This is a genomic window from Brevundimonas sp., from assembly GCF_004210735.1.
Taxonomy (GTDB): domain Bacteria; phylum Pseudomonadota; class Alphaproteobacteria; order Caulobacterales; family Caulobacteraceae; genus Brevundimonas.
Genome location: NZ_SDZL01000025.1, coordinates 18,583 through 42,598, shown reverse-complemented (window position 1 = coordinate 42,598; position 24,016 = coordinate 18,583). Strand labels below are relative to the sequence as shown.

The 24,016-nt window shown below is 68.1% G+C and carries 24 protein-coding genes; 11 read left to right on the top strand and 13 right to left on the bottom strand.

What is annotated here, in order from left to right:
- Nucleotides 1-876, top strand: a complete 876-nt coding sequence (locus EON91_RS07480) for a methyltransferase domain-containing protein (RefSeq protein ID WP_292093023.1) — start codon at nucleotides 1-3, stop codon at nucleotides 874-876.
- 229 nt (nucleotides 877-1,105) lie between these two features.
- Here EON91_RS07480 and EON91_RS07475 read toward each other — a convergent pair whose 3' ends face one another.
- The 6 genes from EON91_RS07475 to EON91_RS07450 are packed head-to-tail and all read right to left on the bottom strand — an operon-like array spanning nucleotide 1,106 to nucleotide 4,562.
- On the bottom strand, nucleotides 1,106-1,291 hold the full coding sequence (locus EON91_RS07475) for a Flp family type IVb pilin (protein ID WP_292093021.1): 186 nt from the start codon (nucleotides 1,289-1,291) through the stop codon (nucleotides 1,106-1,108).
- Between the two features lie 24 nt (nucleotides 1,292-1,315).
- Nucleotides 1,316-1,720, bottom strand: coding sequence for a (deoxy)nucleoside triphosphate pyrophosphohydrolase (locus EON91_RS07470; protein ID WP_292093019.1), 405 nt, complete (start codon nucleotides 1,718-1,720; stop codon nucleotides 1,316-1,318).
- The gene (locus tag EON91_RS07465; RefSeq protein WP_292093018.1) at nucleotides 1,720-1,992 is read right to left on the bottom strand and encodes a type II toxin-antitoxin system RelE/ParE family toxin; all 273 of its coding nucleotides are present in this window, start codon (nucleotides 1,990-1,992) and stop codon (nucleotides 1,720-1,722) included. Before EON91_RS07465 ends, EON91_RS07470 begins: the two co-directional genes overlap by 1 nt.
- On the bottom strand, nucleotides 1,989-2,222 hold the full coding sequence (locus tag EON91_RS07460; RefSeq protein ID WP_292093016.1) for a hypothetical protein: 234 nt from the start codon (nucleotides 2,220-2,222) through the stop codon (nucleotides 1,989-1,991). Before EON91_RS07460 ends, EON91_RS07465 begins: the two co-directional genes overlap by 4 nt.
- A 19-nt stretch (nucleotides 2,223-2,241) precedes the next feature.
- Nucleotides 2,242-3,630, bottom strand: a complete 1,389-nt coding sequence (gene argJ / locus EON91_RS07455) for a bifunctional glutamate N-acetyltransferase/amino-acid acetyltransferase ArgJ (RefSeq protein WP_292093014.1) — start codon at nucleotides 3,628-3,630, stop codon at nucleotides 2,242-2,244.
- Nucleotides 3,627-4,562 carry a peptidylprolyl isomerase gene (locus EON91_RS07450; RefSeq protein WP_292093012.1) on the bottom strand — a complete coding sequence of 312 codons (936 nt, stop codon included), beginning with the start codon at nucleotides 4,560-4,562 and terminating at the stop codon, nucleotides 3,627-3,629. Before EON91_RS07450 ends, argJ begins: the two co-directional genes overlap by 4 nt.
- Nucleotides 4,563-4,859: 297 nt before the next feature.
- Here EON91_RS07450 and secA point away from each other — a divergent pair, with 297 nt between their 5' ends.
- Nucleotides 4,860-7,703: a preprotein translocase subunit SecA gene (secA, locus tag EON91_RS07445; RefSeq protein ID WP_292093010.1), complete on the top strand. Its 2,844-nt coding sequence runs from the start codon at nucleotides 4,860-4,862 to the stop codon at nucleotides 7,701-7,703.
- 133 nt (nucleotides 7,704-7,836) lie between these two features.
- Complete coding sequence (locus EON91_RS07440) at nucleotides 7,837-9,000, top strand: aminotransferase class V-fold PLP-dependent enzyme (RefSeq protein WP_292093008.1); 1,164 nt, start codon at nucleotides 7,837-7,839, stop codon at nucleotides 8,998-9,000.
- A 6-nt stretch (nucleotides 9,001-9,006) separates the two neighbouring features.
- Here EON91_RS07440 and EON91_RS07435 read toward each other — a convergent pair whose 3' ends face one another.
- The 4 genes from EON91_RS07435 to EON91_RS07420 form a co-directional block, all read right to left on the bottom strand.
- Entirely contained in the window at nucleotides 9,007-9,921 is a 915-nt protein-coding gene (locus EON91_RS07435; protein ID WP_292093007.1) for a hypothetical protein, read from the bottom strand.
- Nucleotides 9,922-10,020: 99 nt separating this feature from the next.
- Nucleotides 10,021-11,523, bottom strand: a complete 1,503-nt coding sequence (locus tag EON91_RS07430) for a CoA-acylating methylmalonate-semialdehyde dehydrogenase (RefSeq protein WP_292093005.1) — start codon at nucleotides 11,521-11,523, stop codon at nucleotides 10,021-10,023.
- An 89-nt stretch (nucleotides 11,524-11,612) separates the two neighbouring features.
- On the bottom strand, nucleotides 11,613-12,530 hold the full coding sequence (locus EON91_RS07425; RefSeq protein ID WP_292093003.1) for an alpha/beta hydrolase: 918 nt from the start codon (nucleotides 12,528-12,530) through the stop codon (nucleotides 11,613-11,615).
- A complete protein-coding gene (locus EON91_RS07420; protein WP_292093001.1) occupies nucleotides 12,503-12,997 on the bottom strand; it encodes a Fur family transcriptional regulator in 495 nt (164 codons plus the stop codon). The genes EON91_RS07425 and EON91_RS07420 overlap by 28 nt, the downstream gene beginning before the upstream one ends.
- 106 nt (nucleotides 12,998-13,103) lie before the next feature.
- Here EON91_RS07420 and EON91_RS07415 point away from each other — a divergent pair, with 106 nt between their 5' ends.
- Together EON91_RS07415 and EON91_RS07410 are read left to right on the top strand one after the other, a co-directional pair.
- A complete protein-coding gene (locus tag EON91_RS07415; RefSeq protein ID WP_292092999.1) occupies nucleotides 13,104-15,170 on the top strand; it encodes a TonB-dependent receptor in 2,067 nt (688 codons plus the stop codon).
- Nucleotides 15,171-15,265: 95 nt separating this feature from the next.
- Nucleotides 15,266-16,060, top strand: a complete 795-nt coding sequence (locus EON91_RS07410) for a SapC family protein (protein WP_292092997.1) — start codon at nucleotides 15,266-15,268, stop codon at nucleotides 16,058-16,060.
- Nucleotides 16,061-16,172: 112 nt separating this feature from the next.
- On the opposite strand, the gene EON91_RS07405 is transcribed toward EON91_RS07410, so the two are convergent.
- Both EON91_RS07405 and EON91_RS07400 read right to left on the bottom strand, forming a co-directional pair.
- Nucleotides 16,173-16,580, bottom strand: coding sequence for an acyl dehydratase (locus EON91_RS07405; protein WP_292092995.1), 408 nt, complete (start codon nucleotides 16,578-16,580; stop codon nucleotides 16,173-16,175).
- A 17-nt stretch (nucleotides 16,581-16,597) separates the two neighbouring features.
- A complete protein-coding gene (locus EON91_RS07400; RefSeq protein WP_292092993.1) occupies nucleotides 16,598-17,620 on the bottom strand; it encodes an NADP-dependent oxidoreductase in 1,023 nt (340 codons plus the stop codon).
- Between the two features lie 305 nt (nucleotides 17,621-17,925).
- On the opposite strand from EON91_RS07400, the gene EON91_RS07395 reads away from it, so the two are divergent.
- Nucleotides 17,926-18,282 carry a hypothetical protein gene (locus tag EON91_RS07395; RefSeq protein ID WP_292092991.1) on the top strand — a complete coding sequence of 119 codons (357 nt, stop codon included), beginning with the start codon at nucleotides 17,926-17,928 and terminating at the stop codon, nucleotides 18,280-18,282.
- A gap of 82 nt (nucleotides 18,283-18,364) precedes the next feature.
- On the opposite strand, the gene EON91_RS07390 is transcribed toward EON91_RS07395, so the two are convergent.
- Entirely contained in the window at nucleotides 18,365-19,159 is a 795-nt protein-coding gene (locus EON91_RS07390; RefSeq protein WP_292092988.1) for a response regulator, read from the bottom strand.
- 185 nt (nucleotides 19,160-19,344) lie between these two features.
- Here EON91_RS07390 and EON91_RS07385 point away from each other — a divergent pair, with 185 nt between their 5' ends.
- The 5 genes from EON91_RS07385 to EON91_RS07365 all read left to right on the top strand — a co-directional run bounded on the left by EON91_RS07385 (nucleotide 19,345) and on the right by EON91_RS07365 (nucleotide 24,006).
- On the top strand, nucleotides 19,345-19,563 hold the full coding sequence (locus tag EON91_RS07385) for a NepR family anti-sigma factor (protein WP_292092986.1): 219 nt from the start codon (nucleotides 19,345-19,347) through the stop codon (nucleotides 19,561-19,563).
- Nucleotides 19,560-20,171, top strand: a complete 612-nt coding sequence (locus EON91_RS07380; RefSeq protein ID WP_292092983.1) for a sigma-70 family RNA polymerase sigma factor — start codon at nucleotides 19,560-19,562, stop codon at nucleotides 20,169-20,171. The genes EON91_RS07385 and EON91_RS07380 overlap by 4 nt, the downstream gene beginning before the upstream one ends.
- Before the next feature lie 80 nt (nucleotides 20,172-20,251).
- Entirely contained in the window at nucleotides 20,252-21,931 is a 1,680-nt protein-coding gene (locus EON91_RS07375) for a sensor histidine kinase (RefSeq protein WP_292092980.1), read from the top strand.
- Between the two features lie 48 nt (nucleotides 21,932-21,979).
- A complete protein-coding gene (locus EON91_RS07370) occupies nucleotides 21,980-22,117 on the top strand; it encodes an entericidin A/B family lipoprotein (protein ID WP_292092977.1) in 138 nt (45 codons plus the stop codon).
- A gap of 218 nt (nucleotides 22,118-22,335) precedes the next feature.
- Nucleotides 22,336-24,006, top strand: a complete 1,671-nt coding sequence (locus EON91_RS07365) for an MFS transporter (protein WP_292092974.1) — start codon at nucleotides 22,336-22,338, stop codon at nucleotides 24,004-24,006.
- Nucleotides 24,007-24,016: the final 10 nt, after the last annotated feature.

Below are 24,016 nucleotides of genomic sequence, written 5' to 3'. Positions count from 1 at the left end.
CTGATCTTCGACGCCCGCCGCCGCGCCGCCCGGCTGGCGCGATCCGCCCGCCGCTTCGCCACGGCCGACTTCCTGCACGCCCGCGCGGCCGAAAACGCGGTCGGCAGTCTGGAGGTCATCCTGCGCGACTTTCCGGTCGTGGTCGACCTGTCAGCGCAGCCGGGTCCGTTCACCCGCGCCCTGGCCGACAGTTCCGTCGCCGCACGCATCGGCGCGCCGGTCGCCGTTGGCGATACGGCCTCGCACGCCCAGCCCGGCGCCGCGCCCCTGACGCTGACGGACCAGTCGACCGATGTGATCGTGTCGCTGATGACCCTGCACTGGGCCAACGACCTGCCCGGGGCCCTGGCCCAGATCCGGCGCGCCCTGCGGCCCGACGGCCTGTTCCTGGGGACCCTGCTGGGCGCCGGCACGCTGAAAGAATTGCGTGGCGTTCTGACCGAAGCCGAGCTTCAGCTGCGCGGCGGGGCCCAGGCGCGGGTCTCGCCCTTCGCCGACGGTTTCGACGGGGCGGGCCTGCTGCAACGGGCGGGGTTCGCCCTGCCGGTGTCGGACGTGGATCGGGTGACGGTGCGCTATCCCGATCTGTTCGCCCTGGTCCGCGACCTGCGCGCCATGGGCGAGACCAATGTTCTGGCCGGGCCGACCCGGCCGCTGACCCGCGACATCATCGCCCGCGCCGCCGCTCTTTACGCCGAACGCCATGCCGAGGCCGACGGCCGCATCCCCGCGACGTTCGAGATCGTGCACCTGGCCGGCTGGGCCCCGCACGACAGCCAGCAAAAACCGCTCAAGCGCGGCTCGGCCAAGATGCGGCTGGCCGACGCCCTGGGCGTGACCGAGGTGACCGACGCCGCCCTGCCCGGCTCCGACTAGAGCCCGTCGGCCATCATGGGGTTGTCAGGCGTCACGGGCGCTTGCGGGGTGATCGCCGCCTTCAGACATCCGCGCCGGAAGGGCCCTTATAATAACCGCCATGTCTGCCCATCCGCTTGCCGACACTGCCGCCTGGTCCGGGTCGCTGACGGCCGGCCATTGCACGGTTGCACTGCATTGCACTGTTTTTTCGTCGTTGCAGTGCAACGGCTCCACGGAACGGCGCGGCTTAGAAGACCTTGGTCAGGGCGTCCGACAGCTTGCCGAACGCGACCTTGAAGGCGCCGGTGGACGTGCCCGCGAACAGCGTCAGCCCGCTCAGCATGACCAGAAACACCAGCGCCGCGATCAGGCCATACTCGATGGCGGTCGCGCCGGACCGGTCGCTCAGGAAGCGGGCGATGAAGCGTCTCATGGCGTCCCTTCCTCTTGCGGGGCGTCAGATCAGGTCGCGCAGCCAGGCGACCAGCGGCTCGTCCGCCGGCGGCATGGGATAGTCCGAAAGCTGGTTCGGCTTCACCCAGGCCAGGGCGGCGTGCTCGTGCCTTACGACCACGCCGGACCAACGCCGGCACAGATAAAGGGGCATAAGAAGGTGAAAGGATTCATAAGCGTGGCTCGCGAACACGAACGGGGCCAGGCAGGCCTCGTTCACATCGATGCCCAACTCTTCCTTCAGTTCGCGGATCAGCGCCTGTTCCGGCCGCTCGCCCGCCTCGACCTTGCCGCCCGGAAACTCCCACAGCCCGGCCAGCTGCTTCCCCTCCGGCCGCTGCGCGATCAGCACCCGCCCGTCCGGATCGATCAAAGCCACGGCGACGACGAGGACGGTGGGAAGCGACATCAGAAAGCCTGTCCGAGGTAACGCAACGCCGAAACCCGAACCGTCTCGTCGTCGAAGGAATAGAAGACGACCGCCCGCCGGTCGAACGTGATCCGGTAGACCACATCGTCCACCGGTCGCCCCACGCGCGGGAAATCGGTCAGCACCTCGCAGCGTCTTCGAAGGTCGTCAATGAAGGCCAGCGCCGCCCGCGGCGAATCCGCGGCGATCAGATCGTAGGCGGCCGCGAAATCGAACTCGGCCGAGGGAAGGAAGACGAGCCGTCGGCTCAATCCACGTCCCGCTTCAGGCGGGCCTCGTGGCGGGCCAGCAGGTTCTGGCGCAGTTCCTCGGACGTCAGCGGCGGACGCGGATCGGCCAGGGCCTGATCATGCTGCCGACGAACCCAGGCGACGGCGTCAAGCGACGGGTGTTCGCTTTCCAGATCCTCCCAGAGAGCCCGGCTGATGAACGGGCTCGTCTCATCGGCATAGGGATCGACGGGCTTGGGCTTGGCGCTCATGGACGCAACCCTAGCATGATCAGCTCCGATAGTCGCCGTTGATCTCGATGTAGCGTTTGGTCAGGTCGCAGGTCCAGACGGTGGCGGCGGCCCGGCCCGCGCCGACGTTCACGGTGATGTCGATCTCGGCGTTCTTCATATAGGCGCTCATCTTCGCCTCGTCGTAGGTCGGGGACGGGGCGCCGTTGATGGCCGCCTCATGCGGGCCGAACCAGATGGCCAGTCGGTCGCGGTCGACCTCTTCCTCGGTCTTGCCCACGGCCATGACGATGCGGCCCCAGTTGGCGTCCTCGCCGGCGATGGCGGTTTTCACCAGGGGGCTGTCGGCGATCGACTTGGCCAGCTTGCGGGCCGAGGCGGGGCTGGCCGCGCCCTCCACGGTGATGCGGACGAATTTGGTCGCCCCCTCGCCGTCGCGGACCAACTGGTGCGCCAGGTCCAGCATCACCTTGTCCAGCGCGGCCGAGAACGCCTTCAGCCGCCGGTCGCCGACCCGGCCGATGCGCGGCGCGCCCGACGCCCCGGTGGCGAACAGCAGGGCCGTGTCGTTGGTCGAGGTGTCGCCGTCCACGGTCACGCTGTTGAAGGTGGTCCGCACATGCAGGCCCAGCAGCGCCTGCAGCACCGACGGCGAAATGGCCGCATCGGTGACGATAAAGGCCAGCATGGTCGCCATGTCCGGCGCGATCATGCCCGAGCCCTTGGCGATCCCGGCGAGGCGGACCTTCACCCCGTCGATCTCGCATTCCGCATACGACCCCTTGGGGAAGGTGTCGGTGGTCATGATGCCGGCGCCGGCCTGGGCCCAGGCGTCGGCCTTCAGCCCGGCCTCGATGTCCGGCAGGCGGGCGGCGATCTTGTGGTCGTCCAGCACCACCCCGATCACCCCGGTCGAGGCCAGCATGACGTCGCGCTGGCGACAGCCGAACCGCTTGGCGACCTCGGACGCCGTGCGCCGGGCCGCGTCGGCCCCCGCCTTGCCGGTGAAGGCGTTGGCGCAGCCGGCGTTGACGACCAGCGCCCGCACGTCCTTGCCGCCGTCCTCGGCGCCCAGATGCCGCTTGCACCAATCGACCGGGGCCGAGCCCACCTTGTGCCGCGTGAACACCCCGGCGCAGGTCGTGCCCGGCGCGAACCGGAACACCACCAGATCGTCGCGCTCATGCTTGTAGAAGCCCGCCCGGGCGGTCGCGATCTCGACCCCGCCGATGGGCGGAATGGCCGGGAAAGGCACGGCCAGCGGCGAAATCTCCAGCCCCGGCTTGCCCGGCCCGCCGGCAGGCGGAGCGACCGGGCCGCCCGGCGTGCGGGTGGCCCGCTTCAGCGCGCTGGCCAGCGGATCCAGCGCCTTCTCGATGGCGTTTTCGATCTTCTTCACGCCCGGCGGCGTGAGCGGGGGACGGCTCATGATGTGACAGGTTCCGGGGAGGAGGACGGGGCGGGCGTAGCCGCGGGAGCAGCGGGCGCGGAGGCGGGCTCCTGCGGGGCGCCGGCCTCGCGCGACAGCAGGACATCGACCTTGGCCTTGCCGCGCAACTGCTCCAGCAGCTGGCGCACGCCCTCATAGGTCAGGTAGCGCACGATCTGGGGCCGCGCCTGCTCCAGCGTCGGCGGCGTCTCCTTGCGCCGGTCCTCGACCCGCAGCACGGCCCAGCCGCCCTCGGTCTGGAACGGTCCGACCGTCGCGCCCGCCGCGGCGTTGCGCAGGGCGGCGGCATAGGCCTGCGGCATCACGTCCAGCGTCGAATAGCCCAGGTCGCCGCCGGAAAACCGTGTGGCGTCATCGATCGACCGCTCCATCGCCACGGCCTCGAAGGCCGCGCCCTGGCCCAGGATGCCGATAACAGCGTCAGCCTCGGCCTTTGTCCGCGACAGGATCAGGCGGACGCGGATCTCCTCCGACGTGCGGGCCAGGCGCAGCTGCTCCTGATAGAGGCGCTGCACAGCGGCGTCGGAAATCTGGCCGTTGACGACGTTCTCGACCAGCATGTCGCCCAGGATGCGCTCGCGCGTCGCCTCCAGCCGGCGCTGGGCCAGCGAGGAATTGTCCAGCCCGCGCTTCTCGGCCTCGGCGGCCAGCAGCTTCTGGTCGACCACCTCGTCCAGCACCCGGCGGAACAGGTCCGAGGTCACATCCAGCGGCTCGCCCTCGCCCACCAGCCCCTGCGCCACCGCCTCGCGCTTGACGTCCGAGGCCCAGATGGTCCGCTCCTGAACGCGCGCCACGGCGCGGTCACCGGGCTCGGGCGCGCGGTCATCGCCGCCGCCGCGCGAACAGGCCGCAACCGTCAGCAGGGCGGCCAGCAGGGCCGGGATCAGGTAATGGCGCGAAAGCGGCATGGGCGCTCGGTCCTTCCAGCCTTGGAACAGCGGCCTCGAAACAGCCCCCGCAGCGGCTTTCCGGCCCCTTGACGCGGCCCGTTCCAAAGCCCCTCGCGTTGACAGGGATAAGGCCGGTGCTTAAGTCCCGCCTGCGCCCAAGTCGAGGGATTTTCGACCGTTGCGCGGCCCTTGCGCGCGCCCGTCGTCGGCAGCGGGGCCGTCCGTCGGTTCGCCCCTCGTCCCGGCGCCGTTTCATCGCCCCTCTCGGGACCCGTCCAGAGCGTCAGATCGCTCGACCGTCTTACCGGATACTCCATGCTCGGCTTCGCCAAGAAACTGTTCGGCTCCTCCAATGACCGCAAGGTCAAGGGCTTCCAGGCCCAGGTCCAGAAGATCACTGCGCTGGAGCCGCAATACGCCGCCCTGTCCGATGACGAGCTGCGGATGATGACCCAGACGTTCAAGGATCGCCTGGAGGCCGGCGAAACCCTGGACAAGATCCTGAACGACGCCTTCGCCGTGGCGCGTGAGGCGTCGAAGCGGGTGCTGGGCCAGCGTCAGTACGACGTCCAGCTGGCCGGCGGCATGATCCTGCACGAAGGCGGCATCGCCGAAATGCGGACCGGCGAGGGCAAGACCCTGGTCGCCGTGGCGCCGACCTATCTGAACGCCCTGGCGGGCAAGGGCGTCCACGTCATCACCGTCAACGACTATCTGGCCCGGCGCGACGCCGAGTGGATGGGCCGGGTCTATCGCTTCCTCGGCCTGGAGACGGGCGTCATCGTCAACGGCCTGTCGCAGGGCCAGCGTCAGGCGGCCTACAACGCCGACATCACCTACGGCACCAACAACGAATTCGGCTTCGACTATCTGCGCGACAACCTGGTCTATGACCGGCGCGAGATGGTCCAGCGCGGCCACAACTTCGTCATCGTCGACGAGGTCGACTCCATCCTGATCGACGAGGCGCGCACGCCGCTGATCATCTCGGGCCCGACCGAGGACCGCTCGGACCTCTACAAGATCGTCGACGCCCTGGTGAAGGAACTGGTCAAGGACAAGGCGACCTTCGACCTGGACGAGAAGCAGCGTCAGGCCCTGCTGTCCGAGGAAGGCTCGGAACGCATGGAGCAGATGCTCAAGGCCGGCGGCCACATGGCCGAGGACGCCGACATGTACGACGCCGTCAACGTCAGCCTGGTGCACCACACCAACCAGGCCCTGCGCGCCAACACCCTGTACACGCGCGACAAGGACTACATCATCAAGGACGGCGAGATCATCCTGATCGACGAGTTCACCGGCCGCATGATGACCGGGCGCCGCCTGTCCGAAGGCCTGCACCAGGCCATCGAGGCCAAGGAAGACGTCAAGATCCAGCCCGAGAACCAGACCCTGGCCTCGGTCACCATCCAGAACTATTTCCGCCTCTATGAAAAGCTGTCCGGCATGACCGGCACGGCCGCCACCGAGGCCCAGGAATTCCTCGACATCTACAAGATGGACGTTCTGGAGGTGCCGACCCACCGCCCGGTCCAGCGCATCGACTTCGAGGACGAAATCTATCGCACCGAGGCCGAGAAGAACCAGGCCATCGCCGCCCAGATCGCCGAATGCCACGTCCGGGGTCAGCCGATCCTGGTCGGCACCGTCTCGATCGAAAAGTCGGAAGAGCTGTCCACGGTCCTGACCGCCTACAGCTACAAGGTCGAGACCGGCCGCACGCTGAAGAAGGAATACGAGGGTCGCGACAAGGATGCGCAAAAGGTCGGCGACGAGGCCTATGACATCACCTATGCGACCGGTCAGGGCATTCCGCACAACGTTCTGAACGCCCGCCAGCACGAGCAGGAAGCCTATATCGTCGCGGACGCCGGCCTGCCGGGCGCAGTGACCATCGCCACCAACATGGCCGGCCGCGGCACCGACATCCAGCTGGGCGGCAACCTGGAAATGCGCCTGCAGCGCTGGCGCCAGGAACAGCGCAACATGGCCGTCGAGGTCACGCCCGAGATGGAGGCCGCCGAGGAGACCCGGCTCAAGGCCGACATCGCCGTGCACAAGGCGGCCTCGCTGGCCGCCGGCGGTCTGTATGTCCTGGGCACCGAGCGTCACGAAAGCCGCCGCATCGACAACCAGCTGCGCGGCCGGACCGGTCGTCAGGGCGACCCCGGCACCTCGAAATTCTACCTGTCCTGCGAGGACGACCTGCTGCGCATCTTCGCCGGCGACCGCCTTGAAACCATCATGCGCAATTTCGGCGTCGCCGAGGGCGAGGCGATCAGCCATCCCTGGCTGAGCCGCGCGGTCGAGACGGCGCAGAAGCGGGTCGAGACCCGCAACTACGACATCCGCAAGAACCTGCTGAAATACGACGACGTCGTGAACGACCAGCGCAAGGCGATCTTCGAACAGCGTCAGGAGTTCATGGACGCCGAAGATCTGTCGGAAATGGTCAGCGAGTTCCGCACCGACGTGGTCGCCGACCTGGTCGACAAATACATGCCGCCCAAGGCCTATGCCGAGCAGTGGGATATCGCGGGCCTTGACGAAAAGGTCCGCTCGACCCTGGGCCTGGAGCTGCCGCTGACGGACTGGGCCGCAGAGGAAGGCGTCTCGAACGAGGAACTCGAGGAGCGGATCCTGGCCGCCGCCGACGCCCGCGCCGCCGAACGGCTTGAGATGATCGGCGTCGAGCAGACGCGTGGCCTGGAAAAGCAATTCCTGCTGCAGATGATCGACATGCAGTGGCGCGAGCATCTGGTCCATCTGGACCACCTGCGCGGCGTCATCGGCCTGCGCGGTTACGGCCAGCGCGACCCGCTGAACGAATACAAGGAAGAGGCCTTCGGCCTGTTCGAGACGCTGCTCTACGACCTGCGCCACAATGTGACGCGCTGGCTGATGACGGTCGAGTTCCGCTTCCAGCCGCCGCCCGAACTGCCCGAGTTCCAGGAAATCCACCTGAACCCGGAAACCGGCGAGAACGAGATGAGCAATCCCGCCGCGCAGCTGCCGGAAGGCGCGCTGCAGGGCGACGACCGCGCCCGTCTGCCTGCCGAACTGCTGCCCCCGGGCTGGGAACGCACCAGCCGCAACGCCGACTGCCCCTGCGGCTCGGGTCGCAAATTCAAGCACTGCCACGGGGCGCTGGCCTAGGGCGCTATCGCTCGCCGCGCGGCGGCTCGCTGCTTGAGCGCGCGGTGACTGATGAGAGGTTGAGGGGCGGGTCCGGCGACGGGTCCGCCTCTTTTCTGTTGGGGCGAGGGGCGATCCGGGTTAGCGACCGGACATGAGCCACAAGCCCCTCTTCTCCCGCGCCCTGTCCGCCGCGCCCGGGCGGCTGCATTTCGCCGCGCACAGCCATCACCTGTGGCCCGACGCCTCGTTCGACGGCCAGATGCAGGCCTGGACCGAGGCGAATCTGCATGCCGACCGCAAATGGGACCTGATCTTCGGCGAGGTCGTGCCCCAGGCCCAGGCCCACATCGCGCGCGAACTGAACCTGCCGTCGCCCGACAGCATCGTCTTCGCGCCCAATACCCATGACCTGCTTCTGCGCATCGTCTCGGGGATCGAGCGACGCCCCGCCCGCATCCTGTCCACCGACGGCGAGTTCCACTCGTTCCGGCGTCAGAGCGAGCGCTGGGAAGAGGCCGGCGTGGCCACGGTCGAGCGCGTGCCGCTGGCGCCGTTCGACACCTTCGCCGACCGGTTTCTGGAGGCGGCCCGGCGGGGCGGCCATGACCTGATCCTGGTCAGCCAGGTCTTCTTCCGCACCGGCCAGACGTTCGACCGTATCGAGGAACTGGCGGCCGTGGCCGATCCGGCCGGACCGTGGGTGGTCATCGACGGCTATCACGGCTTCATGGCCACGCCGACCGACCTGAACGCCGTGGCGGACAAGGTCTTCTATCTGGCGGGCGGCTACAAATACGCCATGGCGGGCGAAGGGGCCTGCTTCCTGCACAGCCCGCCCGGCTTCTGCCCCCGGCCGGTCATCACCGGCTGGTTCGCCGAGTTCGGCGATCTGGAGGGCCCGCCCGGCGGGGTCCAGTACCGCACCGACGGCGGCCGGTTCTGGGGCGCGACCTTCGACGCCAGCGCCCTGTACCGCTTCAACGCCGTGCGCCGGATGCTGGACGACAACGGCCTGACCACCCCCGTCATCGCCGATCAGGCGCGCAGCCTTCAGGCGCGCTTCGCCGACGACGTCGCGGCGGGTGAGGCCAGCGTTCTGGGCCAGGCGACCCTGCTGAACCCGGTGGAGGGCGACGCGCCTCGCGCGCGCTTCCTGGCCTTCCGGGACGACCGGGCGCCGGACTGGAAGGCGCGTCTTCAGGCGGCGAACATCGTCACCGACGTGCGCGACGACGTGATCCGCTTTGGCTTCAGCCTGTATCAGGACGAGGCCGACGTGGACCGGCTGATCGCCGTCTGCCGCGAGGCGCTGTAACGACCTTCAATAGAAGGTGGTGTCGTCCTGACGCTGGGGCGCCGGGGCGGCGCGCGGGGTCGCGGGCGTGACCGGGCGCGGACGCGGTGCGGCTGCGGATGGGACCGTTTCGCTGGTCGGGCCGCCCGTATCGACAGGTCCGCCCTCGGCCAGCGCCGCGTCACCAGGCAACGGCGGCAAGGCGGGATAGGCCAGGGCGGGCGGACCTTCCGGCGCCGTGCCGTCCAGCGGATAGTCCAGCGGCGGCGGCGCGCCCGGCTCAACCCCGCCAACCTGATCGGGCGCACCCAGATCGTCGCGGATAAAGGCCCAGGACCGGGCGTCGTCGCAGGCGCAGGCTTTCAAATAACCTTCGCGGTCGCGCCACAGGATCAGCGGATAGGCCCGCCGCACCCCCGATTTACGCAGATGCCCCGACAGGCGCCGGGCGAACTCGCGCCCCGCCGCGACGACCGAGGCCCGGGTCAGGTCGCCGTCGGCCGACGGCAGGCCCGCCGCCGTCCAGTTGCGGCCCGGCGTGGCGGTCCAGCGCTGGTACAGTTCCCAGTCGCGGGTGATCCACAGCTCGGCCACGGTCGCGCGCTCGGCGGCGGTCGATACCTTGATCCCATCCTGATCCGGTCGGGCGAAGACGATGATACGCAGGTCCGCGCCTGCCGCCCGCAGCTTGGGGCCTTCCTCGACCTCGTAGCGTTGCAGGGGTGCGCTGTCGCGATAGCCGATCAGCCAGACCGGCTCTGCGCCCCCGCCTGCGCCGACCCAGGCGGAGGCGTCCAGCAAACGCTGGATCTCGGCCGCGTCACGGCTGACTGTCACGGGCTGGAAGCGCGCGTAGAAGGTCCAGTAGGCCCAGTAGCCTCCGCCTGCCAGCAGCAGGCCAATCAGGGCCGCCAGGGCCGACCAGATGAAGAACCGACGCATCAGGCGGACCGCTCCAGCTTCGCTGTTCGCAATGGTTAACGCTTAACATCAAAAAGCGTCGTTCGCGAAACCGTAAGCCGGAGCCGATCGCCGCAGCGATTATCCCATAGTCGGAATGACGAAGCTGGAGTCGGCGTGCTCCAGCTCGCTGTCGGGCCAGCGAGCGGTGACGGTCTTGGTCTTGGTCCAGAAGCGGACGCCCTCCATGCCGTGCTGGTTGATGTCGCCGAAGGCCGAACGTTTCCAGCCGCCGAAGGTGTGATAGGCGACCGGCACCGGGATCGGCACATTGATGCCGACCATGCCGACGTTGACCCGAGCGGCGAAATCTCGGGCCGCGCGGCCATTCTGGGTGAAGATGGCGACGCCGTTGCCGTACTGGTGCTTCGACGGCAGGGACAGCGCCTCCTCGAAGCTGGCGGCGCGGACGATCTGCAGCACAGGGCCGAAGATCTCTTCCTGATACGAGGACATTTCCGGCTTCACATGGTCGAACAGCGACGGGCCGATGAAATAGCCCTTCTCGTGTCCCTGCAGGCTGAAATCGCGGCCATCGACGACCAGTTCGGCGCCTTCCTGAACGCCCTTTTCGATCCAGCCGGCGACGCGCTCGCGGTGCTGGGCCGTGACGACGGGGCCATAGTGGGCGCCCGCGTCGGTCGAGACGCCGACCCGCATGGTCGGGATTTCGGCGACCATACGTTCGCGCAGTTCGTCGGCGGTCTTCTGACCCACCGGCACGACGACGGGCAGGGCCATGCAGCGCTCGCCGGCCGAGCCATAGGCCGCGCCCGAGAGGTCCTTGATCACCTGATCCATGTCGGCGTCGGGCAGGACGATGCCGTGGTTCTTGGCGCCGCCCATGGCCTGGACGCGCTTATGGTTCTGGGCGCCCTTCTGATAGACGTAGTGGGCGATGTCGGACGAGCCGACGAAGCTGACGGCATGGACCAGCGGATGCTCCAGGATGGCGTCGACCGCCATCTTGTCGCCGTGCACGACGTTCAGCACGCCCTTGGGGGCGCCGGCTTCCATCATCAGTTCGGCCAGACGGACCGGGACGGACGGATCACGCTCCGACGGCTTCAGGATGAAGGTGTTGCCGACCGCGATGGCGACGCCGAACATCCACATCGGGATCATGGCCGGGAAGTTGAACGGGGTGATGCCCGCCACCACGCCCAGCGGCTGGCGCATCGAATAGACGTCGATGCCGGGACCCGCGCCCCAGGTGTATTCGCCCTTCAGCGCATGCGGGATGCCGCAGGCGAACTCGACCACTTCCAGACCGCGCTGGATGTCGCCCTTGGAATCGGCGACGACCTTGCCGTGTTCGGCCGACAGCAGTTCGGCCAGTTCGTTGATGCTCGCCTCGACCAGCCGCTTGAACTCGAACATCACCCGCGCGCGGCGCTGGGGATTGGTCGAGGACCAGCCGTCAAAGGCGTTCTGGGCGGCCTGGACGGCGCGATCCATCTCGCTGACCGTGGCCAGTTGGACGCGGGCCTGAATCTCGCCCGTGTTGGGATTGAATACGTCGCCGAACCGGCCCGAGGCGCCGTCGAACGCCTGGCCGTCGATGAAATGGCGAATGTCACGCATGGCTTGAGCGTTTCCCTTGGAATTTCCGTTCTTGTCGTTGGGCGCGGTTTAGCGCCCCGGCCGTCGCCGCGCCAGAGCAGTGTGCAAACTCAGACGGCGGCGTCCAGCAGGGCGTCGCGCACCACGTCCGGACGCAGCATGGGAAGGAAATGGGTGCCGTCCGCAATCGTTTCGACCGTCACATGCGGCAGGCCGCGCGGCGACGCGCGCACGGCGCAGGTCGAGCCGTTCTCGCCCTTCAGGATGCGCACCGGCCGGTCCAGTCGCGCCATCGCCCGCCACGGATCGTGCGCCTGGGCGGCGTAGTTCGACGCCTCCCATTCCGGCGTACAGGTCAGGACAAGGCCGTCATCGCCTTCGATCAGGCCGTCGGACAGATAGTCGGCCAGCATCATGTCGGGCCAGCCCTTGAACGCGCCGCGTCCGCGATAGGCGTTCAGCGCCTGCTGCCGGCTTTCGAACCGGTTCCGGCGGCGCAGCGCGCCCCGGACGATCGGGATCCGCCCGGACAGCAGGCCAGCGAACGGCAGATTGAAGGCGAACACCGCCGCGCGTGGCCAGATCACCGGGTCGACCAGCATCAGTTTCGACACCTGCGCCGGACGTTCGGCCGCCGCCAGCAGGCTTGAGGTTGCGCCCATGGAATGACCGGCCAGCACCACCGGCGGTCCGTCCAGCGCCGCCAGCAGGGCGATCAGGTCGTCGCGATGATCGCGCCAGCCGCGTCGCCCTTCCAGCCGGGTCGGCAACCGCGTCCGGCCATGCCCGCGCAGGTCCGGCGCCCAGATACGCAGCGAGCCCGACAGCGGCTGCAGCAGGCTGCGATAGGTGGCGGCGTTGAACCCGTTGGCGTGGACAAAGACCAGATCGACCGGGCGGCTGGCGTCGCCGAAGTCCATGACCGCCATCTCGCCGGCGCCCCAGCGGTTATCGACCGGAACGGTCAGCCGACGCGGCGGCGACAGGCTGATCGCATCCATCAGGCCGCGACCCGGCAGGCCGGGCATCGGCCGTGGCCCTCGATCGTGGTGCGTTCGATGGCGTAGCCCGCCGCCTCGGCCGCGCGGGCGAAGGCGTCGCCGCCGGACGGGCCGACCTCTTCGGTCGCGCCGCAGCAGTCGCAGATCAGGAAGGCGGCGGCATGGGCCCGATCGCCCGCCTCGCCTGCACTGCAGGCGACATAGGCGCTGATCGAGGCGATGCGGTGGGCCAGCCCCTTGCGCTCCAGAAACTCCAGCGCGCGATACACCGTCGGCGGCTTGGCCGCCTGACCGTCAGCGCCGAAGCGGGCGATCAGGTCATAGGCCTTTACCGGTTCGCCTGCCGCCAGCAGCAGTTCCAGCACGCGGCGACGCGGCGCCGTCATGCGCTCGCCCTCGGCCACGCAACGGTCGGCCGCCGCGACCAGAGCCCGGTCGAGTTGCGCCGCATCGGGACGGGCGTCGGAATGGTGGTGGGAGCAGGTGTCGCCCATGGCCCACAGCTAATGGGTCGGACGGCCCGCCGCAACCGACGACGGGTTGACGGCATGTGATGTTATCTCATAACAGACATGTATCGCTGTATCGTCGAGACCGCTCATGTCCCCTTCCCTCGCCCGTCGCTCCCTGTTGCTCGCCGCTGTCGGCTGGAGCGCGCTGGCCGCCGCCGCGAACGCCCAGGACAGGAGCAACGCCGCGCCGACCGCCCAACTCGACGACGTGATCGTCACCGGCGCGCCGTTCGGGATCAGCGCGCGGGCCAGCACCATCGCCGTGGACGTGCTGGACGAGCAGGCGCTGCTGTCCGCACCGGCCGCCACCCTGGGGGACGCGCTGAACGGCATGCCCGGCGTGCGGTCGACCAGCTTTTCGGCCGGCGCCAGCCGCCCGGTGATCCGCGGTCTGTCCGGCCCCCGAGTGCAGGTGCTGACCAATGGACTGGGCATGATCGACGCCAGCGCCCTGTCGCCCGACCACCAGGTCGCCGCTGATCCGGGCGAGGCGAAGCGCATTGAAGTGTTGCGCGGCCCGCAGGCCCTTGCCTTTGGCGGGTCGGCTATCGGCGGCGTGGTCAATGTCATCGACGATCGCATCGCCGAGGAGCGCCCCGAAAACGGGCTGAAGGGCCGCCTGTCGGCCCAGGCCAGCAGCGTCGATGACGGCTACAGTCTGGGCGGCGCCGTGTCGGTCGCGACGGGCCCGCTGGTCTTCAGCCTGGACGCCATGCACCGCGACGCGGACGCCTATGACATCCCCGTTCCCGCCGAATCCCGTCGCCAGGTCGCGGCCGAGGGCGAGGACTGGGAAGGCGGCGGCGCGACGACGCTGGAAAATAGCTTCGTCACCGTGAACGCCTATGGCGGGGGCGTGTCCTTCATCGGCGACCGGGGCTTTGTCGGCCTGTCGGTCAAGCGCACCGACAGCGATTATGGCGTGCCCGGTCACGCCCCCGAACATGACCACGATCACGATCACGATCACGACGATGACGATCACGCCCATGACGAGGAAGCCGTCACCATCGGCCTGGAGCAGACCCGCTGGGACGCGCGGGGCGAGTACCGGTTCGCGTCCGGCCCGTTCGACAAGGTCCGGGCGTCGGGCGGTTACGCCGACTACACCCATACCGAGTTCGAGGGAGACGAGGTCGGCACCCGCTTCACCTCGGAAGGCTATGAGGGCCGGGTCGAACTGGTTCAGGCGCGCCGTAACGGCTGGGACGGCGCCTGGGGCGTGCAGGGCCTGAGCAAGAAGTTCGACGCCCAGGGCGACGAGGCCTATGTCCCACGCACCGACATCACCGAGATCGGCGCCTATACGATGCACCGGCTGGACCGCGGCGACTGGGGCATGGAGGGCGGTCTGCGGGTCGACAACCGCGACCTGGACAGCGTCGCCGGCCAGCGCGACTTCACCAATATTTCCGGCTCGGCGGGCCTGTTCTGGAAGCCGAACGATCCGCTGTTCCTGGGCCTGTCGATCTCGCGCAACGGCCGCGCGCCGACCGAGGCCGAACTGTTCGCCGAGGGACCGCACGTCGCCACGCGCGGCTTTGAGATCGGCAATGCCGACCTGTCGTCCGAAAAGGTCGTCTCGATCGAGGGCACTGTGCACGTCGAACAGGGCCGATGGACCGGCGACCTGCACCTGTTCCACGCCCGCTATGACGGCTTCATCGACCTGGTCCCGACGGGCGACGAAGAGGACGGCCTGAACGTCTATCGCTATGTCCAGACCGACGCGACCTTCAAGGGACTGGAGGCCGAGCTGGCCTACAAAGCGTGGGAAGACGGGGCCGACAGCCTGAACCTGGAATTGGGCTATGACGTGGTTCGCGGCGACACCGACCTGGGGCCGCCCGCGCGCATCCCGCCGTGGTCGCTGACCGGCCGCGCCGTGGCCGAGGTCGGCCCCTGGACGGTGAAGGTGCAGCTGCGCCACGTCGCCGAACAGGACCGGATCGCCGCGCTGGAGCTGCCGACCGACGCCTATACGACGGCCGACGCCTTCGTCAGCTGGAGCCCGTCGCGCGAGACCGGCCTGATGCTGTACGCCGACCTGCGCAACCTGACGGACCAGGAGGTGCGCGAGCACGCCTCCTTCCTCAAGGATCTGGCGCCGTTGCCGGGTCGCAATCTGCGGGTCGGCGTCGCCTACCGGTTCTGATCCGGGATTCCCCCGGCGGGCGGCGGCGTTTGCCGCCCGCGCGGGCATGGGCTAGAAGGCCCGACCCTGTTTTTTCAACCAGAGCCTTCGCGTCCATGACCGACACCACCACCCAAGCCGGCGGCCAGCTCTCCGGCAACGTCCTGTTCTACGGCAAGCCCGAGCCGCTGTCGGCCGAGCAACACGCCAAGCTGGGCGTCAACTTCGTCCAGTCGCCGTTCGGTTTCGTGGCCAAGACGCACATCGTGCCGCTGACCGTGACCGAGTTCGCGCCGTCGGCCCTGTCGTACCCGATCATCTTCACCGGCGAGGCCAAGCAGCCCGTCGCGGTCATGGGCCTGCGTCCCGGCGAGAATTTCTTCGTCGGCGAGGACGGCGTGTTCAAGGCCGACGCCTACATCCCGGCCTTCGTGCGCCGCTATCCGTTCGTCTTCGCCAATGACGAAGTGAACAAGCGCCTGGTCCTGTGCATCGACCGCAGCGCCAGCTTCGTCGTCGAAGGCGGCGAGACCCCGCTGTTCCAGGACGGCCAGCCCAGCGAGTACACCAAGAACTCGATGGAATTCTGCAACAATTTCGAGCAGGAGCGCCAGCGGACCGAATCGTTCGTCAAGCTGCTGACCGACCTGGACCTGTTCGAGGTCAAGGAAGCCGCCTTCACCCCGCGCAACGCCGACGGTTCGGCCGCTCCGGCCCAGAAGATCGCCGAATATTTCGCCATCTCGGAAGAGAAGCTGAAGGCCCTGCCGGCCGAGAAACTGGCCGAACTGCGCGACAACGGCGCCCTGGGCCAGATCTACGCCCACCTGGTGTCGCTGCTGGGCTGGGACCGCCTGATCGCCATGGCCTTCCAGCGCGCCGCCGCCCAGCCGACGGTCGCCAACGCCTGATCATAAGCGCGCCTACCGCGCTTCGCGCTACTTGAGGCGCATGATTCAGACTGAATGCGAAAACGCCCCGCCGAGAGATCGGCGGGGCGTTTTTTATTCAGAGCGGGAGTTTTCAGCGCCGGGCGAAAACGGCGCGGGTCAGGCAGGAAAAAACCAGCCGACCCGCCTCGTCCAGCATATCGTGCTGGGCGATGACGATGCCCTTGTCATCGCCGACCGGGTCCTTGCCCATCACGGTCATCCGGCCGCGCAACAGCTCCCCGACAGGCGGGTTGCGCATGAAGCGCAGACCATCGACGGCCAGCACCTTGCTCTGGGCCCAGGCCGACGCCTTCTCGGTCGCCAGCCGACTCCACAGCGCATAGACCATGGCGTCCGGCGCGCCATAGGCGACATCCCAGCCCGGCGCGAACCGCTCGACGAAGAGGTTCAACGCATTCCCGTCGATGGCGCAAGCGCCCAGGGGCGCGACCTCGCCGACCGCCAGATCCTCGTAGTGAAGGTGCAGCGGCTCGCTCATCCGGCGTCGATCCTCGTTCAGCCTGCGGGCTCTTCCGACACCCGCACCAGCAGCTTGCCGTCATGGTCGCCGGTGAACAAGCGGTTCAACGAAGTCACGGCGCCCTCCAGGCCGTCGTCGACGTGGACCTTCCACTTGACCTTGCCCTCGGCCAGCCACGGCCCCATCGTCTCGACCATCTCACGGGCGCGCGGGGCGTAGTCCAGCACCAGGAAACCCTGGACCGTCAGGCGGTGGGTGATGATGCGGGCGAAGTTCGGCGTCGGCGGGGCCTTGGTGGCGTTATAGGCCGAGATCAGACCGCACACCGCCATACGGGCATGGGTGTTCAGCCGGTTCCATACGGCGATCATGATGTCGCCGCCCACGTTCTCGAAATTCAGGTCGATCCCGTCCGGCGCCAGACGGTCCAGCGCGGCGCCCACGTCCTCGTTCTTGTAGTCGATGGCGGCGTCGAACCCGAGTTCGTCGGTCAGCCAGCGGCATTTGTCCGGGCCGCCGGCGATGCCGATGACCCGGGCGCCGTGCTGTTTCGCCACCTGGCCCGCGATCGATCCGACCGCGCCGGCAGCGGCCGAAATCACCATGGTCTGACCCGGCTTCGGCTTCAGCACATCGGTGACGCCGAAATAGGCGGTCAGCCCCGTCATCCCCAGCACGCTGAGGTTGGCCGTGAGGGGCAGTCCGGGGACACGATGCACGGGGCGCAGTCCGCTGTCCGCCACTACCGCATAGTCAGACCAGCCGCCCGACAGCGGCGTCACCACATCGCCGACCTTGAACCGGGCGGAGCGGCTGTCCTCGACCACCCCCAGGGTCAGGCCGCGCATCACCTCGCCCAAGGCCACCGGCGGCAGATAGCCTTCGGAATCGTTCATCCAGGTGCGGTTGGTGGGGTCCAGCGACAGATAAAGGGTGCGGACCAGAACCTCGCTGTCCTTCAGGTCGGGGATCGGGCTTTCGATCAGCTCCAGATCGCCGGGCTGGATCAGGCCGCGCGGCCGTTGGCGCAACACCCACTGACGATTGGTCCGGGCCATGGGAAGACTCCTGCGTTTTCTTTCTGGACCCATAGTGCCGCACCATGGCCCGATGTCGAGAGCGGCCAGAAAAAAGGCGGGCCTGAAAGGCCCGCCTGAAGTCGGCATCATCGAGAATGAGGCGCGGAGGCGACAGACCGGCCTAAGCCAGTCTCAAGTCGGGGGGCGTGGCCGCCTCCGCAGATCGATAACGGTGTCCAGGGCGCGCGGTTCCGCCTTGCTGCACGACTTTTTCTTCCTGTGCGCGAATCGGAACAGCCGCGCTGGATGGCGCGTTGGCCAAGGACAAGACGGAGCCTGACGCCATGACCCACGACGATCCCCATTCCCACTCGGCCGACGCCGTGAATGAACATCGCCCGATCGAAGCCCAGTATGTTCGCCAGGGACGCGGCGGGGTTCGCATCCTGACACTGCTGGTGATCTCGGCCGGGGCGGCGGCCATCCTGCTGCTGGGCATGTGGCTGGTCAGCCAGGGCGGTTTCGCAGCCCAGAACGTCAACAATGGCGATCAGGCCGTCGACGCCCGCGCCTTCAGCGACCCGAACCCCGCCCCGCCCGCCGCGGACGCGCCCACGACCGCCACCGGACAGCCGACGAACCCGCCGACCGGCGAGGCGCCGAACGTCAATGCCCCCACGGTCAGCGCCCCCGCCACCTGAACGCGCTGGCCGGGACGGCGAATATGAAAAGGGCCCCGGCGCGAACCGGGGCCCTTTCCTTGTTCAGGGAATACGCCTGGGGTCAGGCGGCTTCCTTCTGGCGGGACGGATGGAAGAACAGCGCCTGGCTGATCGCCGCCTTCACAGTCTCCGGCTGGAAGGGCTTGGTGATCAGGAAGGTCGGCTCGGGCCGTTCGCCGGTCAGCAGACGCTCGGGGAAGGCGGTGATGAAGATCACCGGCACGTCGATCCGCTTCAGGATGTCCTTGACCGCGTCGATGCCCGACGAGCCGTCGGCCAGCTGGATGTCCGCCAGCACCAGACCCGGACGCATGCGCGCCACAGCATCCACCGCCTCGTCGTGCGTCGTGGCGATGCCGGTGACGTTGTGACCCAGTTCCCGCACCAGACTCTCGATGTCGGCCGAGATGATGGCCTCGTCCTCGATGATCAGCACATCGGTGGCCAGTTCGGCGTCGATATCGGCCTGGGCCGAGGCGATCAGACCTTCGACCTCGTGCGGGGCGGTCGACAGGATCTGCGCGGCTTCGGACGGCGTGAATCCTTCCAGCGCGGTCAGCAGGAAGGCCTGCCGCGAACGGGGCGAGATACGCATCAGTCGGCGCGACGCGTCGTCGACGCCTTCCAGGCCGCTGGCGTCCTCAAGCTGGGCGCCGGTCGAGGACCAGATGGCGTGGAACACATGATAGAGGGCGACCCGCGGGGTCATGTCCGGCGACAGCTGCCGCTCGCCGGCGGCCAGAGCCTCCAGCGCGACCCGCACATAGTTGTCACCCGTGGCCTGATCCCCGGTAAGCGCGCGCGCATAACGACGCACATAGGGCAGATGCGGCGCCAGTCTGGCCAGAAGGCTCATTCGTTACTTCCCCGACAAAATTCAGCTTGTCCCATCCAGCCATGAGGCGTGGAACAGGCCATCAACGTATCAAATCGGTCACGGTTCCGCGTCAGCTCACAAGCTTGAGACGGAAATATCTTCAAGCTAGGAACCCGTGACCGGAAGCGGCGTTTCCAGCTTCCAGTATATCTGAACGCTCAAGGGTGGCGGCCGTTCTCTCCATGACCAACACAGCAGATTCCTCCCGTCGTGAGCCGGTAGACCCGACTGACGAGACGGACCTTGAGGAAGCGCGCCTGCGTCAGCAGGCGATCGGCGTGAAATTGCGCCACATGTTCGACCAGGTCGTGAACGAGCCGGTTCCGGACGAGTTCCTCGACATCCTGCGCCGGGCCGACGAGAAGGCCGGGGGCAAGGCATGAGCAGCGGCACAGGCGCGGCGCCTAAACCGCCCTCGTCCGATGATGCGGCGTTCAAGAAGGAACTGGTCACCCTGATTCCGCATCTGCGCGCCTTCGCCCGCACCCTGTGCGGCGATCCGACGGCTGCGGACGACCTGGCCCAGGACGCCATGATGAAGGCCTGGGACGCCCGGGCCAGCTATCAGATGGGCACCAACATGAAGGCCTGGACCTTCATGATCCTGCGCAACCAGTTCTATTCCGAGAAGCGCCGGTCCTGGCGGCAGTCGCAGCTGGATCAGGAAGCGGCGGAGCGCACCCTGGTCGCCGTCGATGATCCGGAGGCGCCGGTGGCGCTGGACGAACTGCGTCAGGCGCTGAAGACCCTGCCCGAAGAACAGCGCGAGGCGCTGATCCTGGTCGGCGCCGGCGGCTTCGCCTATGAGGAAGCGGCCGAAATCTGCAACTGCGCGGTCGGTACGGTGAAAAGCCGCGTCAGTCGCGCGCGACGCGCCCTGCACGCCACACTGGAACGCGGCGATTATGGCCGTGACGGTCAGTCCGCCGGGGACGCCATGCGGTCCATCCTGGCCGCCGCCGATCGTCTGAGCGGCGCCCGTCAGGGCTAGTGCGCAAGTTTGCGAGGTCGTTCGGGCGGGCATTCGCCGCCCCCCGTTTCCAGGGCATCCGGTTTCGCCTGGGGCTGGCGATGGCGCTCGCCCTGTTGCCCTTCATCCTGCTCAGCGCGGTCCAGACCCAGGCCGGGTTCCGGCGTCAGGCCGAAGAGCAGCGCGCCGACCTGCAACTGGCGGCCGAGCGCAGCGCCGCCGCCGCCAAGGGCCGACTGGACAGCGCCACCGTGCTGCTTCAGGCGCTGAGCCCCGAGGCCCTGGGCCTGTATTGCGAGCCCCGACTGACGGCCCTGGTGAGCCGGCTGGAGGGGTATGAGGCGCTGTATCGCATCAGCGCCACCGGAGAGCCGGTCTGCACCTCGCGTCTGGCGCCGGGCATGCCGACGCCGACCGGCGCCTATATTCGCTCCACCGCCTGGTTCGAGCGGATGAAGTCGGGTGAATCGGTGGTCGTCACCCGCTCTCCGCCCTACCTGTCGTCATCGCCGGCCCTGTTGCTGGCGGTTCGGTCGGAACGACCGATGGGCGCGTTCGACGGCGCCATGGGCGCCCTGTTGCCGCTGGCCGACCTGCAGCCCGACATCAATGACCGCGCCCTGCCCCAAGGATCCGAGGCCGCGCTGACCGACGGCGACGGGCGGCTGCTGCTGGCCACCAATATCGACGCCTTCACGCCCTCCGACGGGGCCCTGCTGGGTTGGGTCAAACGCGCCCGCGCCGACACCTCCAGCGTGTTCGAGGCCCATGACCGAAACGGTCGGCGACGCGTCTATGCGGGCGCCGCCCTGTCGGGGCGCGACGTCTATGTGCTGCTGTCCGCTCCTGCGCCGGGTCTGCTGTCGTGGGCGCGGCTGAACCCGATCAGCACCCTGCTGTTGCCGCTGGGCGCCTGGCTGACGGCCTTCGGCGCGGTGATGCTGTTCTCGGAACGCATCGTCGTGCGCTGGCTGGATTATCTGGAGCGGATCGCCGCCATCTATGCGCGGGGCCGGTTCTCGGTCCGGCCGGTCCAGGCGGTCAACGCCCCGTCCGAGATTCGAGTGCTGGCGGGAACGCTGGACGATCTGGCCGAGGCCATCACCTTGCGAGACCGGTCGCTGAACGAGTCCCTGGCCGAGAAGGACGCGCTGATGCGCGAGATCCATCACCGGGTGAAGAACAACCTGCAGATCATCTCGTCCCTGCTCAGCATGCAGCAACGCGCCCTGGCCGATCCGGCGGCGAAGACCGCGCTGGGGGATACGCGCCAGCGCATTTCGGCCCTGGCCCTGATCTACCGCACCCTCTACCAGAGCGAGGATATCCGCCACGCCGACGCGCGGGACTTCCTGACCGAATTGGTCGGCCAGTTGATCGCCGCCGAGGCGATGCGCGGCCCAATGGTCACCAGTTCTGTCGAGGCGGATTCCCTTGTGATCGACCCGGACAAGCTGGCCCCGCTGGCCCTGTGGCTGGTCGAGGCCGTGTCCAACGCCCAGAAGCACGCCTTTGCCGGACGCGGCGGCCAGTTGCAGGTGCGGTTCAAGGTTCAGGGCGACACCAGCGTGCTGGAGGTTCAGGACGACGGGCCCGGCGCCGACGCCGATCGGGTCGCGGGCGTGGGCCGAACCCTGATGGGCGCCTTCGCCAAGCAACTGCGCGGAAACGCCGATCTGGTCCCCGCGCCGGGCGGCGGAACCATCGCTCGCCTGACCTTCGCGACGCCCGAGGCGCTGACGCCGGCGGACCCCGCAGATCTGGGCGGAACCCGGTCGTGACGCTTGCGTTTGACGGTCAGGCGTCCTCGCCATCCACCGGAGCTTCCCATGCGCAAACTCATCGTTCTCGCCGCCGCCGCCGCCCTGCTGACCACCGCCGCCTGCAATACGGTCGCCGGTGTCGGTCGTGACACCCAGGCCGCCGGCGAAGCCGTCACGGGCGCCGCTCGCGACGCGCAGAACTAAGCCTCCATTCGCATAGCCGCGGACGCCTGCCCGACCGCGGTTGCGCCTGACGCGCGATCCTGACGCATCAGGCGCTCAAGGCCCCGCCGGATCCCCCGACCGGCGGGGCTTTTTCGTGCTTGCCGCATCGTCGTCGAACGGGGCTTTTCCGCCGCCTCGCCTCTCGCTAGGGTTTCATCGAAAGCGTCCGTCAGAGACGCTTCGGGGAGATCATCGTCATGGCCGTCACCGACGCCGAAACGGACCAGGTTGAACAGGGACCTGGCCTGCGAACCGTGGTCGCGGCATCGGCCGCAGGCACGGCGTTCGAGTGGTATGACTTCTTTATCTTCGGATCGCTGACGACGATCATCGCTCGGCATTTCTACGCCGATGTCGGCGAGGCGACGGGCTACATCCTGGCCCTGCTGACCTTTGGTCTGGGCTTTGTCGTGCGGCCGCTAGGCGCCCTGGTGTTCGGCTGGTTCGGGGACCGGACGGGGCGCAAGACCACCTTTCTGGTGACCATCACACTGATGGGCGCAGCCACGGTCACCATCGGCCTGCTGCCCGATTATGACGCCATCGGCATCGCCGCGCCGATCCTGCTGCTGATCATGCGCGTTCTGCAAGGTTTCGCCCTGGGCGGCGAATATGGCGGGGCGGCCATCTATGTCGCCGAACATGCGCCGCCCAGGAAGCGCGGCTTCCTGACCGGCTGGATCCAGACCACCGCCGCCATGGGTCTGATCGGCGCGCTCAGCGTCATCCTGATCACCCGCGCCGTTGTCGGGACCGAGGCGTTCGACGAATGGGGCTGGCGCATTCCCTTCCTGCTGTCGGCCCTGCTGCTGGCCATCAGCTTGTGGATCCGGCTCAAGCTGAACGAGAGCCCCGCCTTCAAGCGGATGGAAGCCGAGGGCGGCGAGCGCCGCGCTCCCTTCCGCGAGGCCTTCGGGACCTGGCGGCACGGCCGGTTCGTGCTGATCGCCCTGTTCGGCATCATGATCGCCCAGGGGGCCGTCTGGTATTGCGGTTATTTTTACACCCGCTTCTTCATGGAGCGGGTGCTGAAGGTGGACGTGGCCACCGTCGACCAACTGGTGCTGGCGGTGACGCTGGCCTCGGCGTTCCTCTATGTCTTCTTCGGCTGGCTGTCGGACAAGGTGGGACGCAAGCCGGTGATGCTGTTCGGCATGATCCTGGCCTTGGTCGCCTTCTTCCCGGGCTTCCACGCCCTGACGCGCGCCGCCAATCCGGCCCTGGCCGAAGCGCAGGCCAGCGCCCCCGTGGTCATCAAAGCCGATCCGGCGACCTGCGCCGTCCAGTTCGACCCGGTGGGCAAGGCCGCTTTCGCCTCGTCCTGCGACATCGCCAAGAGCGTGCTGTCCAACGCCGGCGTCTCCTACGCCAATGAGGTCGCGGCGCCGGGCGCGGTCGCTGTAGTGCATGTCGGCGGGGCGCAGGTCGCCTCGATCGACGGACGCGGCCTGACCAAGGCTGAACTGAAGGTCGCGCACGCCCGGGTCGAGGCCCAGGTCAAGACCGCCCTGACCGCCGCCGGCTATCCCGATCGGGCGGACCCCGCGCGGATCAACATGCCGCTGACGTTCGGCATCCTGATGATCTTCATCATCGCCGCCTGCGCCCTGTATGGACCCCAGGCCGCGGCTCTGGTCGAACTGTTCCCGACGCGGGTGCGCTATACGGCCATGAGCCTGCCCTACAACATCGGCACCGGCTGGGTCGGCGGCCTGCTGCCCGCCGCCAGCTTCGCCTTGGTGGCCGCGTCGGGGAACATCTATTTCGGCCTCTGGTACTCGGTCGTGTTCACGGCTGTGGCGGTGATCGTCGCCCTGATCTGGTTGCCCGAGACGCGGGGCCGTGACCTGGACCTGATCGACAACTGATCGAATTCCC